This is a genomic window from Pseudonocardia sp. NPDC049154, assembly GCF_040648315.1.
GTDB lineage: Bacteria > Actinomycetota > Actinomycetes > Mycobacteriales > Pseudonocardiaceae > Pseudonocardia.
The window spans coordinates 154,691-169,480 of sequence record NZ_JBEZDN010000003.1 but is presented as its reverse complement, the minus strand read 5'-3'; the positions used below and the strand labels follow the sequence as shown (position 1 = coordinate 169,480).

Here is a 14,790-nt window from a genome sequence, read left to right as displayed (position 1 = left end):
CGGAGGCTCTGACGGCGGCCACGGGACATCGCCGTCGGCGGCATGCGCGCCACGACTTCAACCCCGCGCTGTTCCGGGCGGCGGCCGAGGCCGGCAAGGCTCCGCCCCCGCTACCACGAGGGACTCGCCCGGCCGGACCTCCTGACCCCCGGCGAGGTCTACGAGATCGAGATCGACATGGCCGCCACGGCCAACGTGTTCCGCGCCGGGCACCGCATCCGAGTCGACGTCTCCAGCGGCAACTTCCCCCGCTTCGACCGCAACACCAACACGGACGGCAGGATCTGCGAGGAGTCGATCGACGACGCTGTGGTCGCGCGTAACACGGTGTGGACGGGTCCCCGACGTCCCAGCCGGGTCTGCCTGCCTCTTCGCCAGCCCGGGGGGACCGGATCAACGAGGACTCCCTAGCGCGCCGACACCTTCGCCCGTGTCGAGGTCAACCGGATCCCGACGCGACGAAGGCCGCGTTGACGTTCTGAGGAGGCCATCGCAGAGGAGTTGGCCGAGCGGTTTCGCTGTCCCTGCGAACCCCGGCGGTGACGGCAGCGGGGCCTGTGAGCACCTCGTCGGTCCGGAGGATTGACGGCGGTCGCACCGCGGGACGTAGAGTCGGACCACGGCCTCCGGGCCACCATCCAGAGCGGCCGAGAGACCTGGCTCGACGACGCCGCAGCAACCCGCCGGCCACGGCACGGGTGCTCACGCCGGGAGCGATGGGGGCAGTGGTGAGGGTCGGGGCAGCGGCGAGGGGCTCGTGGTCGCCGCCGACGGTGGGGTTCGTCGGCGCCCGCAGGCGACACGTCGACCTGCTCCGGGTCGCCAGCGCCTGCTGTCCGGGCTGACCGCCGGCTGCCCCCGCGGCAGCCCAGCCGCTCAGTCGCTCTGGTGGCCCGTCGTCGAACCGGGCCCCGTCCCGGAGGTACGCATGTCCGCCCACCGTCCGCCGCTGTCCGTGCTCGACCTCTCGCCGGTGCCCGCCGGCGGGACGGCCGGGGACGGGCTGCGCCATTCGATCGACCTGGCCCAGGTGGCCGAGCGGGCGGGCTACCACCGCTACTGGGTCGCCGAGCACCACCTCAACCCGGGCGTCGCCTCGTCGTCGACGCCGGTGCTGGTTGCCCTGATCGCCGCGGCCACGGAGCGGATCCGGGTCGGGTCGGGCGCGGTGCAGCTGCCGAACACGGCGCCGCTGTCGGTGGCCGAGCAGTTCGGGACGGTCGGCGCCGTGCATCCCGGGCGGATCGACGTGGGGCTCGGCCGGTTCGACCTGCACAAGCTGCTGACCCTGATCCGGCAGGGCCAGGCGGCAGGCGCGGCGGACGGTGCCCAGGCCCCGCCGCCTCCGCCCGCCCGGGTCGTCGACGGGCTGCTGATCCCGCCGCCCGCCCGGTTCGTCGGGGACCTGTCGCTGTTCGGGACCTTCGGCGAGCTCCTCGGCTTCAGCGCGGACGACCTCCCGCCGGACTACCGCGCGCAGGTCCTGGACATCCTGTCCTACTTCGACGGGACCTCCCGCCGCGCGGACGGGCGCCCGCTCGAGGTCACCCCGGCCAAGGGCGCGGACGTGGAGGTGCTGGTCCTGGGCGCGAGCGCCGGGGCGAGCGCGCAGGTGGCGGGTGAGCTGGGCCTGCCGTTCGCGGCGAGCTACCACACGGTGCCGAACGCGGTGCTCGACGCGGTGGAGGCGTACCGGGCTGCGTTCCGCCCCGGTCGGCTGGCGCGGCCGCAGGTGCTGGTCTCCGCGGACGTCGTCGTCGCGGACGACGACGAGCGGGCCCAAGAGCTCGCCGCGCCCTACGCGCAGTGGGTCCTCGACATCCGCAGCGGCCGCGGCGCACAGCCGTACGTCACGCCGGAGCAGGCGCGGGCCCGCGAGTGGACCGCCCAGGAGAGGGCCGCGGTGCAGGACCGGGTGGACACCCAGTTCGTCGGGTCGCCCGCCACGGTGACCGAGCGGCTGGAGACGCTGGCGCGGGTCACCGGCGCGGACGAGCTGATCGTCACGACGATCACCACCGAGCACGCCGACCGGGTGCGCAGCTACGAGCTGCTCGCGAAGGCGTGGGGCGTCTGATGAGCCGGGACGGGATCTTCCTCGCCTACAACCTGCGGACCTACGGCAACCTGCCCGAGGCCTGGCTCTCCCCGCGGCTGAAGCGGTTCTCGCTGTACGACCCCGCGTACTGGGCGGAGTTCGCGCAGCTCGCGGAGGCCGGGCTGCTCGACGCCGTGTTCACCGGGGACGGCTCGCAGATCACCGACCCGACCACCGCCGTCGCGGACGGGCTGGACCGCTTCACCGCGTGGACCGCCGCGATCGAGGCGACCGAGCACGTCGGCTTCATGCTGACCGCGTCGACCACCTACAACGACCCGTTCCGGCTGGCCGAGCGGCTGCTCTCGCTCGACGTGCTCAGCGGCGGCCGGCTGGCCTGGAATGTCGTGACCTCGCACTCCGGCGCCGCCGCGGCAAACTTCGGGCTCCCGGCGCACCCGCCGCGGGACACCCGCTACGCGCGCGCCGAGGAGTTCGTCGGGATCGTGACGGACCTGTGGTCGGGCGCCGCGGTGGACCACGAGAGCGACCAGTTCACGGTCCGCGGGCGGCTCGCCGTGCCGCCGTCGCGGCAGGGGCGGCCACCGATCGTGCGGGCCAGCACGTCCGACGCCGGCCGGTCCCTGGCCGGTCGGTACGCCAACGGGGTGTTCGCGGCAGACCTGACCCGGGCCGGGGCCGTCGAGCACAGGACGGCGTTCCGTGGGGACGCCCGCCGGTTCGGTCGCCCGCCCGAGCACCTCGACTACCTCTCGGGCCTGCGGCTGGTGCTGGGGAGCACGCAGGCCGAGGCGGAGGCCAAGGTCGCGGACGTCTACTCCCAGTCCCCGGACCAGACCGCCGAGCAGGTGGCCTGGCTGAGCTCGCTGATCGACTTCGACGTGTCGACGCTGGACCCGCAGGAGCCGCTGCCGGTGGAGCTGCTGTCCGCGCAGCGGCTGGCGGAGCTGCCCGCGAGCGAGACGGTCAGCCTCGGGTTCCGCGCGTCCGTGCACGGGTTCTTGCGGGAGCACGCCGGGCTGCCGCTGGCCCAGCTGCTGGTTCGCAGCCGGTTCGTCGGGTCCGGGCACTCGACGTTCGTCGGGACCCCCGAGCAGCTCGCCGACCGGCTGGAGGACTGGTACAAGGCGGGCGCGGCGGACGGGTTCGTGCTCGCCCCCGACCTGACGCTGGAGACCCTGCAGGTCCTGGTCGACGAGCTGGTCCCCGCGTTGCAGCGCAAGGGGCTCTACAAGCGTGGGTACACCTCGGACACCTTCGCGGGGCACCTGAACCTGCCGCCGTTCCCGGGCGCGGGCGAGCTCCGGTTCGACGCCGATCCCGCCCGCCGGGCGGCCGCCCGCGCGACCGTGCTGGCCCGGCGGGCCGATCCGCGCGCGGAGGATCCGTCCGCGGCGGCGCCCCACGGCGTGGCCGAGCCGTTCACCGCGCGGGGTCCACTGAACGTGGCCGCCCTGACCGGGAACGCCCTGCTCGAGGCGGTCGCGGACCCGGACCGGCTCTCCGCCGACCCGGACGTCTACGTGCTCGGCCTGGACCGGGTCCTCGGCCCGGCCCCCGAGTCCGCGCTGGACCCCACCACGGCCGCGGCGGTGCTGGGCCTGCGCCGCCCGGACCTGGCGTTCCTGCCGGTGGTCGCGGTCGAGCGCGAGCACCCCTGGAACCTGGCGCGCACTGTGGCCAGCCTGGAGCACTGGCTGCGCGGGCGGACCGGGGTGGTGCTCGCCGCCCACGACCGGCTCGCCGCCGAGGGCCGGCCCGGGGCCGGGGCGTGGGACCCGGGGCCGTTCGCCGCGCCCACGCCCTCCGGCCCCGCGACGACCGCCGAGGCGGCGCGGATCCTGCGCGCCCTGTGGGACTCGTACCCGAACTCGGCGCTGGTGGTCGACCGGGAGCGCGGCGTCTACGCGACGGGGGAGGGCATCGCCCCGATCGACCACGTCGGTGCCTACCGGGTGGCGGGGCCGGGGGCCGTGGCGTCGTCCTTCCACGGCCGACCCGTCGTCGCCCAGGTCGCCGGGGACCCGGCCGAGCTGCTCGACGCCTCCGACGCGATCGACCTCGCTCTGGTCGGCGCCTCGCGGCTGCCGTCGCTCCTCGCCCTGCTCGACCGGCTGCCCCCGCACCTGACGTTCCTCGTGGTCGGCGGCGCGGCACCCGCGGGCGAGCGGTTCCTCGGCTCGGTGAGCGTGGTCGATCAGGTGCCGCAGTAGGTGACGTGGGGGACCGCACCCGCCGGAGCGGGGCGGGTGAGGTCCTCCAGGCCGGGACGTGCGACGAAGGGGTCGCCGACCGCCCCGAGCAGGCGGTGGAACGGGGCGAGATCACCCTGCTCCGCGGCCTCCAGCGCGGCGTCGGTGACGTGGTTGCGCGGGATGTAGAGCGGGTTGACGCGGTCCATCGCCGCTGCGACGCCGGTGCGATCGGCGGGCAGCAGCGCCTCCCGGCGGGCGGCCCAGGCGTCGAACGCCTCCCGGTCGAGGAACAGGTCCCGTGCGGTGCCCGCGGCGAGCGCGCGGAAGAACGTGGTGAAGTCGACCCGCTGCGCGTGGAGCAACGCCATGAGGTCGGTGCTCAGGGCCACGTCCGGTGTGGACAGTCCGAGCTTCGCGGCCATGCCTTCCGCCCAGTACCGCTCGTAGGCGGCCGGGAACTCCTCCAGCACGTCCTCGACGTCGTCCAGCGGTCGGAGGCTCTCGCCGAACCGCGCGAGGTTCCACTGCAGAATCGCGGGCTGTGCGCCGTAGGCGTACCGGCCCGTCTTGTCCAGCGAGCTGAAGACGGTGCCCGGGTCGACGGCATCCATGAACGCGCAGGGCCCGTAGTCGATGGTCTCGCCCGAGATCGTCGTGTTGTCGGTGCTCATCACCCCGTGGACGAACCCGACGAGCATCCAGCGGGCCACGAGCGCGGCCTGCGCGTCGACCACCCGGCGGAACAGTTCCAGGTAGGGCCGGTCGGCGTCGGCTGCGTCCGGGAAGTGGCGGGCGATCGCGTGGTCGGCGAGGGCGCGCAGCGCGCCGGGCTCCGAGGCGGCGGCGTACTGGAACGTCCCGACCCGTAGGTGGCTCGCGGCGACCCGGCAGAGCACCGCACCCGGCAACGGCCGGTCCCGCTCGATCGTCTCCCCGGTCGCGACGACGGCGAGCGCCCGCGTCGTCGGGATGCCGAGGGCGTGCATGGTCTCGCCCAGGAGGTACTCGCGCAGCATCGGCCCGACGGCCGCCCTGCCGTCGTACCCGCGGGCGAACGGGGTGGCGCCGGTCCCCTTCAGGTGCAGGTCGCGCAGGCGACCGTGGGAGTCGACGACCTCCCCGAGCAGCAGGGCCCGCCCGTCGCCCAGCCGCGGCTTGTAGACGCCCCACTGGTGACCGGCGTAGACCAGCGCCCTCGTTCCCGCACCGGCGCCCACCAGCAGCGACACGTCCGCGCGCAGCGCGGCGGGATCGGCGCCCAGCTCGGCCGCGAGCTCGTCGTTGAGGACCAGCAGTCGCGGCGCCGGCGCGGTGACCGCGGGCCAGGGCACCGAGAGGGCCGGCACCTCGCGGGCGTACGTGTCGTCGAGATCGAGCAGGGTCCGCTCACCAACGACCACGGTGGACGACCTCCTCGAAGGGGCGGCGGTCGGGGGTCGCGATCGGACGCAGCGCCCGGTCGGCCGGGTGGCCGACGCCGAGCAGGAAGGAGACGACATGGGTGTCCGGCACCCCGAGGATCGCGCGCGCCTTGTCCTGCTCGCCCACCGAGGAGTGTCCGGTACCGATGCCCAGGTCGGCCGCGGCGAGCATCATCGCGAAGGTCGCCTGGCCGAGGTCGTACTGGTCGATGACCCGGGTCCGGTCGTCCGCCGGTTCGGGGACGACGAGGGCGATCGCGGCGGGCGCGTCGGCGATGTGCCGGGCGCCGCGCCACACGGTCGCGAGCTCGCGCAGCTGCGCGGGGTCGGTGACCAGGACGAAGTCCCAGTGCTGCCGGTTCGAGGCGGACGGCGCGCGCCACCCCGCCTCCAGGATCCGGGTGAGGTGCTCCTCGGACACCGGCTCGTCCGTGTAGCTGCGGACGTTGCGGCGGGCGCGGATCGCGTCCCAGGTCTCCATGGGTCCTCCTAGCTCGCCGACGCCTGGCGGGAGCGGCTCGGGTTGTGGGTGAGCGTGGGCAGCCCCAGGTTGTCCCGCAACGTGGTGCCGGTGTGGTCCGCGCGCAGCGAGCCGCGCTCCTGCAGGAGCGGGACCACCTTGTCGACGAACCCGTCGAGCCCGGTGGGGAAGCCGGCGCCGTCGAGCGCGACGCCGAGGGGCAGGGGATCGGGCATGGTTCTCCCTGATCGGAGGCGCGGGCAGGGTCCTGCCCGCGGCGGTGGAGCCTGATCAGGGACGACAGAGACCAGGCGGCGAGCCGAGGCCGTCCAGCCAGCGGCGCGCGACGAGGACAGCTGCCGGACCGGGCATCCGAACCTCCTCGGGACGTCGTCGTTCCAGCATCACCCGCGACGGACGCGCGCCGCGATGTGAGTCAGGGCACAGCGCGTCCGGAGTGGAGGTCCACGTATGGCCACACCATTGCCCGCCACCACCGCACGCAAGCGCCGATCATGGACGCGACTTCCTCTCATGATCGATATTCGGGGGGCACGTGCGGCTGGTCGAACGGTCACTGCCGCACGCCATCGCCGATCATGAGGCGGGGCTGCGTGGCCGGACGTTGATCATGGGCGACGCAGTTCCGGTGTCGAACGCGTGGCCGCGCCGCGACGGCCAGAAGCGTTCGAGGTCGACCGGGCGCACGACGGGCACCGCGCGGCCGCCGCTCCTGGTCCACACGGCCGTCATCGTGCGCGGAGGGGATCAACGGGACAACCCGGCGACCGTATCGCGGGACGACCGCCCTGACTGTCCGAACGCCCGAAGACCGGCTGGTCCCCGCTCGAGGAGTCAGGTTCGCGTGGCCCCGGCCAGCTGTTCGAGCTGCGCGACCCCGGTCGCGAAGTCGGCGGCGGTGACGCTGAGCCGGACGTGGTCCGCACCGGCCGCGTGATGGGCGCGGACCTCGCGAGCGACGTCCTCGGGGGTCCCGAAGGCCACGACTGCCTCCACGACCTCGTCCGCGACCTCCCGGACGGCGCGCTCGGGCAGGCCCAGCCGGACGAGGTTGGCCGCGTACGGCGAGTCCCCGCCGGCCAGCACCCCGGTGAGGAACCGGCGGGCCTCGGCCCGGGCGGCGTCCCGGTCCTCGTCCAGGACGACGGGCAGCCCGACGACCAGGATCTTCTCGGGGCCCAGCACCGCCCGGGCCTCCGCGGTGAACGCCGGTGGCTGGACCGTCGGGATCGCCCCGTCGGCGGCCTCGCGGGCCACGTCGAGCATCCGGGCGCCGTTGGCGGCCAGGATCGCGGCGTAGGGCGCGTCGAGCGCGGGCGTGATCGGCGGGACCTCCCGCAGCCGCTCCAGGTAGTGGCGGGCGGACGCCGCGGGCCGTCGGTACTCCCGCCCCACCGTCTCCGCCTGGAACGGGTAGCCGATGCCGAACCCCGCCACGAACCGCCCCGGGAACGCCTGCGCGAGATAGGTCGCCGCCCCGTGCGCCGTCTCCGGCGGCCGCGCCCACATGTTCAGGACGCCCGCCGCGAAGGTCATCCGCTCCGTGGCGGCGAGCAGGATCGCCAGCTGGGTGAACGCGTCCTTGCCGCCCACCCCCTCGTTGGTCCAGACCGTGGTGTGTCCGGCCTGCTCCCAGCGCGTCACGGCAGCCCGCTGCTCGGCCACCGTCGGCTGCGGGGCGAACGGGACGTTGGGCAGCATCACCCCGACCGGTCCGAGCGCTCTCCGCGCGGCCTCGACCGTCGCGCTGTCGGCCATGGATCCTCCTCGGGAGGGAAACGGCGGGGCCCGCCATTTCGGTCCGGCCACGATATGGCGGGCCCCGCCACTTCACAAGGCCGGGGAGAAGGTGCTCAGGAGTCGGCGCGCACGCCGCAACCGCGCGCGGATCCTCGCCGTCGCCGGCCCGGGCCCGCCCGCGCCGCCGTGACCGGCCGACGGTCAGGTGTCGACCAGGACGGTCCTCAGTGCCTCGGTCGCGATGTCGAGCAGGCGGGGGTCGGCGGCCTCGCGGGTCCGCAGGTGCAGTCGCTCCGGTGGTACGGCCGGGAGGTCGTCGCGGCGCTCCAGGCCTTCGGGGGCGTCGCCCGTGCCCGCCAGGAGGACGACGCCGAGGCCTGCCCGGGCGGCGTTGAGCACCCCGGCGAGATAGGCTGCCTCTCCGACGACGTTCGTCTTGAAGCCGTTGTGCGCCAGGGTTTCCAGCGCGCGTCGGCGGATCGTGCACGGACTGTCGATCACGACGAGCGGGATGGCCGCGCTCTTCGGTGGCCGCCGCCAGCCCGGTGCCGCGTACCAGGTCAGGGGGAGGGCTCCCACGGACACGCTGTCGGACCCGCGGATGTCACCGATGTACATCGCGAGGTCGAGCGTGCCGCGCTCGATGGCGTCGTTGAGCCGGCTGCTCCGGTCGAGCCGGAACCGGACGGCCGAGTCCGGGAACACCGAGCTGAGGGCGCCGGTGACCAGACCGAGCAGCTCGTCCGCCGCGTGCTCGGTGGTACCGAGGACGATCGACTCCCGCTCGTCGCCGACGCCGATGTGCCGCAGGGCTTCGTCGTGGACGGCCAGGATGCGCCGCGCCTCACCCACCAGGGCCTCGCCCTCGGGCGTGAAGCGGCTGTTGCGGCCCACCCGCTCGACGAGGGGGCGGCCGATCGTCTTCTCCAGCCGCCGGACGTGCTGGCTCACCGCGGACTGCGAGACGACGAGTTGCTCGGCGGCGCGATGGAAGCCACCACAGTCCGCGACCGCGACGAAGCTGCGCAGCGCGACGATGTCGAGGACGGCGGTGGGGCCAGGCATGGGAAGGACGCTCACACCGGTCGATCGCGCTCCCTGATCGATTGTGATGCGGATTCTTCGTTGGACACGGCGGTGGCCCCGCGGCTCACAGTCCTCCCATGCCCCGCACGACACCGACGCAGCACGCCGGACGCCGTCCGCGTTAGGTGGTGTCCCCGGCGGTGTGCCCCGGCCGCCGTGGGGGTCTGCCGCCGCGGGCCGGGCGCGGCCGCGGATCCGGGTGACCTTCCGACCGATCCTGGGGCCACCGAGGAGCAGGCCTGGGCGAAGGCGCACGACTACGCGGAGCGGATCGGCCGGACCTTCCGGGCGGGCAGCTACTTCCAGCGCGCCTTCGGCCGCGGCGCCGCCCCGGAGAACGTCGGCTCGCGGCGCGCGTTGGAGTTCGCGGAGCGCCGCGAGGTCGACGTGCGACCACCGTCCGGCAGGAGCGTCAGCGTAGAGCGAAGAGCAGATCGGTCCGGTCGTGTTCGAAGTGCAGGGAGCGGAACGCCTCCAGGAGGGCTTCGTCGTCGGCGTCCACCAGAGCTTCGACCATGGTGGCGCCCCGGTCCTTGAGCCAGGCCACGGCAGCCACGACGACTTCTCCGGCCGAGGCCTTCCGCTCGCTCGCGACACCGCGGATCTCTGCGACCCCGTCCCTGCCTGCCGGCCGTACCCGGGCGAGTCCCGAGTCCACGGCGAGCAGGACGGTCGAGGGGTCCTCCTCGCCGAGGTCGTCGAACGGCGGTGACGCAACGCCGTCGTCCGGGTGCAGCACCCGAGTTCCGGTGGGCGAGGCCCAGCTGGGTAGTTCCTCGCCGGCGGGCAGGACGAGGTGCGAGCGGGCCGAGGGGTTGCGCAGCCCGACACGGCGGGCGAGCCGCTCGGCCGCGGGGTGGCAGCCGTGGGCGACTGCCCACAGGGTGCGCAGCTCCGTGCCGACCCAGCCGGACGGGTTCGTGCCCAGGCGCTCGACGACCGCGGTGGCGACACCGATCGACCGGCGGTCGGGATCGACGACGAACCCGACGATGCCGACTCCCGGCCGGACCTCGCGCACGACCAGTACTGCCGCCGACACGTAGTCGTCGGGGTGGACGACGTCATGGCGGTGCAGGCAGGTGTCGACCTCGATCACTGTCGTCGGCCCGGGCTCCGCGCGGAGTGCGCTCCGCGGAGGACCGAAACCCATCTCCGTGTCGACGGCGGCGGCCCTGTCGAGCAGGCTGCGCGCTTCGGCCGAGACACCCGTCGCGGGGCGGAGCAGGACGAGGTCGGGTTCGGCGATGGTCGGTGGCATCAGTCCGTCGCCGGTTCGATCCTGACCAGGCGGTCGAGCTCACGTCGGAACAGGTGGTTCCCGAGCTCGTTGCGGCCCAGCAGCATCGTCCCGGCGTCCTGGCTGCGCATGGCCTTCTGCGAGCCCTCGAGGATCGGGAAGTCCTCGTCGTGGATGATCGAGATCATGATCTTCCAGTTCTTGGCCCAGAGCCTGTCCCACGCCTCCTGATCGAGGCCGGTGGCCTCCGTGGTGGGTGCCATGATCCGCATCTCCATGACCGAGCTCTCCGGGTCGGCGCCGTAGGGGCGGAAGGTGAGCAGCTCGACGTGCGTGGCGTGCTTGAGCAGCATGCTGTTCGGGGCCAGGAAGCAGCTCTCGATGGTGTGCTTCTCCATGTTCGCGCCCCCCGGGTCCGCGCCGATGAAGCGGTCGATGCTCTTGCGCGCGGCGAGGAACCAGAAGTGCCGGCCGAAGTCCTCCAGCGCGAGCTTGTTGGTGTGCAGGACCTTGCCCGCGGTGTTCGGGTGCGCGTACTTGACGTGGTAGTTGTCCAGGAAGCCGTCCTGCATGATCTTCCAGTTGGTGGGCCGGTCGAAGGAGTGCGGCGTGACGCTGACCAGGTCCTCGATCTTGTAGCCCGCGAGGACGGCGTCCATCTCGGGGCCGAGCCAGCTCTCGACGTCGATCGTCCGTCCGGCGTTGTCGATCACCCAGAGGAAGCCGTGACGCTCCTCGACCGGCAGCTCCACCAGCCCGAACCCGGAGCGGTCGAAGTCGCCGAAGGTGTCGTCGAGGGTGACGGTCCGGAGTTCGCCGCTGGGGTCGTAGGACCAGCGGTGATAGGGGCAGGAGAAGAGCCGGCAGCGGCCGGACTCCTCCTCGACGAGCTGGGCGCCGCGGTGGCGGCAGGCGTTGACGAAGGCCTTCACGCCGCCGTCGCGCTGGCGGATGACGATGGCGTTGTTGCGCGGGAGCGTGCGGGTGAGGAACTCGTTCGGCTTCGCGATCTCCGAGCCGTGCCCGACGATGAACGGCACCTCGCCGAACACGCGGTCGCGCTCGAGTGCGGCGAGCTCCCGGTCGCGGTAGTCGATCGCCTCCGACCGGGCGATCTCGCCGTACTCGTCCGTCGTCTCCTTCTCGACGTGGCGGAGCATCGTGCGGAACGCGCGCTCGTGCATCTCGCTGTCGAGCGTCATGGTGATGTCCTCCTCGGGCTCAGGCGGGCTGCGGCTTGCGGCCGTGCCGCCGGTGGTGGGCCGGGATGTCGGCGTTCTGCCGCCGCACCTTCGACTTGTCGATCTTCATGCTGGGCGTTCGCGGGAACGGCTCGGTGACGAGCACGACGTAGCGCGGGACCTTGTAGGAGGCCAGCCGCTCCCGGCAGTGGGCCAGCACGTCCTCCTCGGTGATCGGTGTCGCCGTGCGGATCACGAGCGCGGGGGTCTCGCCGAACTCGTCGTCGGGCACCCCGATGACCGCGACCTCGACGACCCCCGGCAGGGTCAGGGCGGCGCGCTCGACCTCGGCGGCGTAGACGTTCATGCCGCCGGTGATGATCACGTCCTTGGTGCGGCCGACGACCCGTAGCGCACCGTGCTCGTCGATCACCCCGACGTCCCCGGTCCGCAGCCAGCCGTCGCCCATGGTCTCCGCGGTGAGCGCGTCGTCGTTCCAGTAGCCCGCCGCGACGCCGGGGCCGGAGATCCGGATCTCGCCCGGCTCGCCGGGCGGCAGGGGGGTGCCGTCCGCGTCGGCCACGACCACGCGGGTCAGGATTCCGCCCTGGCCCACCGACTCAGGGCTGCGGAGGGACAGGTCGACGGTGGGCCAGGTGACGTTGGAGGAGGACTCCGTGAGCCCGTAGGCCTGTCGGAGCCCCACCCCCTTGGCCGACCAGGCGTCGATGAGCTCGGTGGTGACGGGGTTACCACCGGTGAAGGCGACGGTGAGGGAGGACAGGTCGGCGTCGGCGAAGGCGGGCAGCCCCGCCATCTGCTCGTAGAAGATGGTCGTCGCCGCGAAGGTCGTGATCTTCTCGTCACGGATGAGGGCGAGGGCGGTCCGCGGGTCCCAGCGGGGAAGGAGCACGACGCTGCCGCCGAGGACCAGCGGACCGAGGAAGCCGTTGAGCAGACCGGCGGCGAACGACATAGCGCTGACGTTGAGGGCCCGACCGCGCAGCAGCTCCGGCGCCTGCAGTACCCACTCGAAGAACGCGCCGAGGAGGGACTCGTGGGTGTGGACGACGCCCTTCGGCAGGCCCGTGGAGCCGGAGGTGGGGATCACGACGACGGGGCGCGCCGGGTCCCGTGGCAGATCCGGCAGGGGAGCGGTGCCGCCGTAGGTGTCGAAGGTTTCGAGGGCCACGACCCGTGGCCCGTTCACGACGCCCTCCACGGCGGAGTTCCGCTCGGCGGCGATGACGAGCGACGGACCGAGTCGCTCGAACACGTCCGCCAGCTCGTAGGCGCTGAGTCGCTCGTTGAGCGGGCACAGCACGGCGCCGGCGCGAAGGACCCCGAGGGCGGCGACGGCCCAGTCGGCCGAGAGGGGACCGAGCACGCCGACCCTGTCGCCCGGCCGGATCCCCGACTCGATCAGCCGCCCGGCGGCACGGTTCTGGGCCTCCACGAGGGACCGCCAGGTGAAGAAGCGCACCGGGTCCTGGAGGGCCGGAGCCTCGGGCTGGCGGAGCGACCAGGCGGACAGCGCATCGAGAACGGTGGTGGTGCGCATCGTCGGGCTTCCTCCGTCGGTGGTAGGTGGGGTGGTGTGGGTGAGTCGTAGGCTCAGGCGACCGGAAGGGGAGGGACGTGGGGCGAAGGCCGAGCATCACGCGGGACGCCGCGGCGCGGGCCGCGTTGTCCATCGTGGACACGGACGGCACGGCCGGCCTCAGCCTCGGCCGGGTGGCGGCGGCCCTGAACGTGCGGGCGCCGTCGCTGTACAACCATTTCCGGGACAAGGCCGAGATCCTGGCGGAGGTGGCGCGGATCGTCGTGCTGGACAGCGGGCGCGTGCCGGACCCCGAGCCGGGGCGGTGGCGCGAGTGGCTCGTGGCCGAGACCACCCTGTTCCGGCGGTCGCTGCTGCGCCATCCGCGCGCCGTCACCCTGGTGGTCGAGTACCTCCCGCAACAGCTGCTCGTGCGGCTGTACCAGCAGTACTCGCGGCTCCTCGCCGCGAACGGGGTGCCGGAGCGGATGCATCTCTTCCTCCTCGAAGCGGCGCATCGGATGACCCTCGGATCGGCGATCAGCACGGCGACCGGCCGGACGGCGCTCGAGGATCTGGAGCTGGACGACGAGGGGCGCGCCCGGACGGCGTCGGAGGCCGAGGACGAGCGGCGCTTCGTCGAGATGGTGCAGGCGTTCCTTCGTGGTGTGGACCTGCCCTCCTGACGGCAGGCGGTCGCGTCTGTGCGGTCGGGGCAGCGCGCGGCGGCGGTGTGCTGCGGTCGATAAGCTAACAGCTTTAGTAAACCCTGGTCAAACGGCGAGCTTCAGCAGCATTCACTCGTACGTGGACGTTGCGACGAGTGACCGTGCTCGCTAACGTCCCGGCCTGCGGCGGCAACGAGACCTTGCGATCGGCCCGGTCATGAGCGGGCGTCGGATCCCAGGAGGATCTCGGTACGTCCCGTCGCGCTCCCGATCCGATGGACTGCCGCCCCTCGTTGCCGCACGTCGCCGCCCGTGGGCGGTGCCGGACACCGCGAGCTCGAGGAGGAACAGGACATGGGACGTCTCGACGGCAAGGTCGTCTTCATCACCGGCGCGGCGCGTGGGCAGGGCCGTTCGCATGCGGTTCGGATGGCCGAGGAGGGAGCGTCGATCATCGCCGTCGACATCTGCGAGCAGATTCCGACGGTGTTCTATCCGTTGGCCACCAAGGCGGATCTCGACGAGACCGTGGCGCAGGTCGAGGCGGTCGACGGCCGGATCGTCGCGCAGGTGGCGGACGTGCGGAACCGCGATGCGCTCCAGGCGGCGTACGACGCCGGCATCGAGGAGTTCGGGCACGTCGACACGGTGCTGCCGAACGCCGGGATCATGCCCGTGATCAACGAGGGCGCCCGGCAGCAAGCCTGGTTCGACGGCATCGACACGCTGCTCACCGGTGTCTGGCAGACCATCGAGGTCGCGCTGCCGGGGATGATCGAGCGCGGGCGGGGTGGGTCGATCCTGATCACGAGCTCGGCGGCGGGGCTGTCGAGCATCGGGTTGAACGCGCTGCCGGGCCAGGCGGCGTACTCCGCGGCGAAGCACGGTGTGGTCGGGCTGATGCGGTTGTACGCCTCGCAGCTGGCCACGCACCTGATCCGGGTGAACACGGTGCACCCGACCGGGGTGAACACGCCGATGGTGGTCAACGAGGCGTACGGCGCGTTCGTGCAGGAGTTCCCGGAGATCGCGGGCAGCCCCCACTTCCAGAACCCGATGCCGGTGCCGCTGGTCGAGCCGATCGACATCAGCAACGCGATGGTCTACCTGGCCTCCGACGAGGCCCGGTACGTGACGGGGGTGACCTTCCCTGTCGACGCGGGTTACCTCAACCGCTGA

At 73.0% G+C, this 14,790-nt stretch carries 12 protein-coding genes, 1 pseudogene and 1 riboswitch; of the genes and pseudogenes, 5 read left to right on the top strand and 8 right to left on the bottom strand.

Annotated features, from left to right (window positions below; genetic code table 11):
* The first annotated feature begins 27 nt into the window (after positions 1–27).
* The 3 genes from AB0B41_RS03505 to AB0B41_RS03495 all read left to right on the top strand — a co-directional run bounded on the left by AB0B41_RS03505 (position 28) and on the right by AB0B41_RS03495 (position 4,272).
* Positions 28–411, top strand: a complete 384-nt coding sequence (locus AB0B41_RS03505) for a CocE/NonD family hydrolase (RefSeq protein WP_358198536.1) — start codon at positions 28–30, stop codon at positions 409–411.
* A 220-nt stretch (positions 412–631) separates the two neighbouring features.
* A riboswitch (SAM riboswitch) is annotated at positions 632–723 on the top strand.
* 205 nt (positions 724–928) lie between these two features.
* Complete coding sequence (locus AB0B41_RS03500; protein ID WP_358198495.1) at positions 929–2,077, top strand: LLM class flavin-dependent oxidoreductase; 1,149 nt, start codon at positions 929–931, stop codon at positions 2,075–2,077.
* Entirely contained in the window at positions 2,077–4,272 is a 2,196-nt protein-coding gene (locus tag AB0B41_RS03495; RefSeq protein WP_358198493.1) for an LLM class flavin-dependent oxidoreductase, read from the top strand. Before AB0B41_RS03500 ends, AB0B41_RS03495 begins: the two co-directional genes overlap by 1 nt.
* Here AB0B41_RS03495 and AB0B41_RS03490 read toward each other — a convergent pair.
* From AB0B41_RS03490 to AB0B41_RS03455, 8 genes and pseudogenes are all read right to left on the bottom strand, one after another.
* Positions 4,257–5,654, bottom strand: a complete 1,398-nt coding sequence (locus AB0B41_RS03490; RefSeq protein ID WP_358198491.1) for a protein adenylyltransferase SelO — start codon at positions 5,652–5,654, stop codon at positions 4,257–4,259. The genes AB0B41_RS03495 and AB0B41_RS03490 overlap by 16 nt on opposite strands.
* Positions 5,641–6,156 (bottom strand): nitroreductase family protein, encoded by a 516-nt coding sequence (locus tag AB0B41_RS03485; RefSeq protein WP_358198489.1) that lies wholly within the window; start codon positions 6,154–6,156, stop codon positions 5,641–5,643. The genes AB0B41_RS03490 and AB0B41_RS03485 overlap by 14 nt, the downstream gene beginning before the upstream one ends.
* Positions 6,157–6,164: 8 nt before the next feature.
* Positions 6,165–6,323, bottom strand: a pseudogene (locus tag AB0B41_RS03480) (F420-dependent methylene-tetrahydromethanopterin reductase); the annotation flags it as partial.
* A 667-nt stretch (positions 6,324–6,990) separates the two neighbouring features.
* Positions 6,991–7,914, bottom strand: coding sequence for an LLM class flavin-dependent oxidoreductase (locus AB0B41_RS03475; protein WP_358198487.1), 924 nt, complete (start codon positions 7,912–7,914; stop codon positions 6,991–6,993).
* Positions 7,915–8,097: 183 nt separating this feature from the next.
* On the bottom strand, positions 8,098–8,961 hold the full coding sequence (locus AB0B41_RS03470; RefSeq protein ID WP_358198485.1) for a LysR family transcriptional regulator: 864 nt from the start codon (positions 8,959–8,961) through the stop codon (positions 8,098–8,100).
* A 433-nt stretch (positions 8,962–9,394) separates the two neighbouring features.
* Positions 9,395–10,243 (bottom strand): hypothetical protein, encoded by an 849-nt coding sequence (locus tag AB0B41_RS03465; RefSeq protein ID WP_358198483.1) that lies wholly within the window; start codon positions 10,241–10,243, stop codon positions 9,395–9,397.
* The gene (locus AB0B41_RS03460) at positions 10,243–11,424 is read right to left on the bottom strand and encodes an aromatic ring-hydroxylating dioxygenase subunit alpha (RefSeq protein WP_358198481.1); all 1,182 of its coding nucleotides are present in this window, start codon (positions 11,422–11,424) and stop codon (positions 10,243–10,245) included. Before AB0B41_RS03460 ends, AB0B41_RS03465 begins: the two co-directional genes overlap by 1 nt.
* A gap of 19 nt (positions 11,425–11,443) precedes the next feature.
* Positions 11,444–12,964 (bottom strand): AMP-binding protein, encoded by a 1,521-nt coding sequence (locus AB0B41_RS03455; RefSeq protein ID WP_358198479.1) that lies wholly within the window; start codon positions 12,962–12,964, stop codon positions 11,444–11,446.
* A gap of 77 nt (positions 12,965–13,041) precedes the next feature.
* Between AB0B41_RS03455 and AB0B41_RS03450 the strand changes: the two genes are divergently transcribed.
* Together AB0B41_RS03450 and AB0B41_RS03445 are read left to right on the top strand one after the other, a co-directional pair.
* A complete protein-coding gene (locus AB0B41_RS03450) occupies positions 13,042–13,629 on the top strand; it encodes a TetR family transcriptional regulator (RefSeq protein ID WP_358198477.1) in 588 nt (195 codons plus the stop codon).
* Positions 13,630–13,965: 336 nt separating this feature from the next.
* Positions 13,966–14,790 (top strand): mycofactocin-coupled SDR family oxidoreductase, encoded by an 825-nt coding sequence (locus tag AB0B41_RS03445; RefSeq protein WP_358198475.1) that lies wholly within the window; start codon positions 13,966–13,968, stop codon positions 14,788–14,790.

Bases quoted from the DNA above. Each gene is read 5' to 3' on its own strand.
- AB0B41_RS03500 (WP_358198495.1), top strand. From the start codon at position 929: ATGTCCGCCCACCGTCCGCCGCTGTCCGTGCTCGACCTCTCGCCGGTG.
- AB0B41_RS03495 (WP_358198493.1), top strand. From the start codon at position 2,077: ATGAGCCGGGACGGGATCTTCCTCGCCTACAACCTGCGGACCTACGGC.
- AB0B41_RS03485 (WP_358198489.1), bottom strand. From the start codon at position 6,156: ATGGAGACCTGGGACGCGATCCGCGCCCGCCGCAACGTCCGCAGCTAC.
- AB0B41_RS03475 (WP_358198487.1), bottom strand. From the start codon at position 7,914: ATGGCCGACAGCGCGACGGTCGAGGCCGCGCGGAGAGCGCTCGGACCG.
- AB0B41_RS03470 (WP_358198485.1), bottom strand. From the start codon at position 8,961: ATGCCTGGCCCCACCGCCGTCCTCGACATCGTCGCGCTGCGCAGCTTC.
- AB0B41_RS03465 (WP_358198483.1), bottom strand. From the start codon at position 10,243: ATGCCACCGACCATCGCCGAACCCGACCTCGTCCTGCTCCGCCCCGCG.
- AB0B41_RS03460 (WP_358198481.1), bottom strand. From the start codon at position 11,424: ATGACGCTCGACAGCGAGATGCACGAGCGCGCGTTCCGCACGATGCTC.
- AB0B41_RS03455 (WP_358198479.1), bottom strand. From the start codon at position 12,964: ATGCGCACCACCACCGTTCTCGATGCGCTGTCCGCCTGGTCGCTCCGC.
- AB0B41_RS03445 (WP_358198475.1), top strand. From the start codon at position 13,966: ATGGGACGTCTCGACGGCAAGGTCGTCTTCATCACCGGCGCGGCGCGT.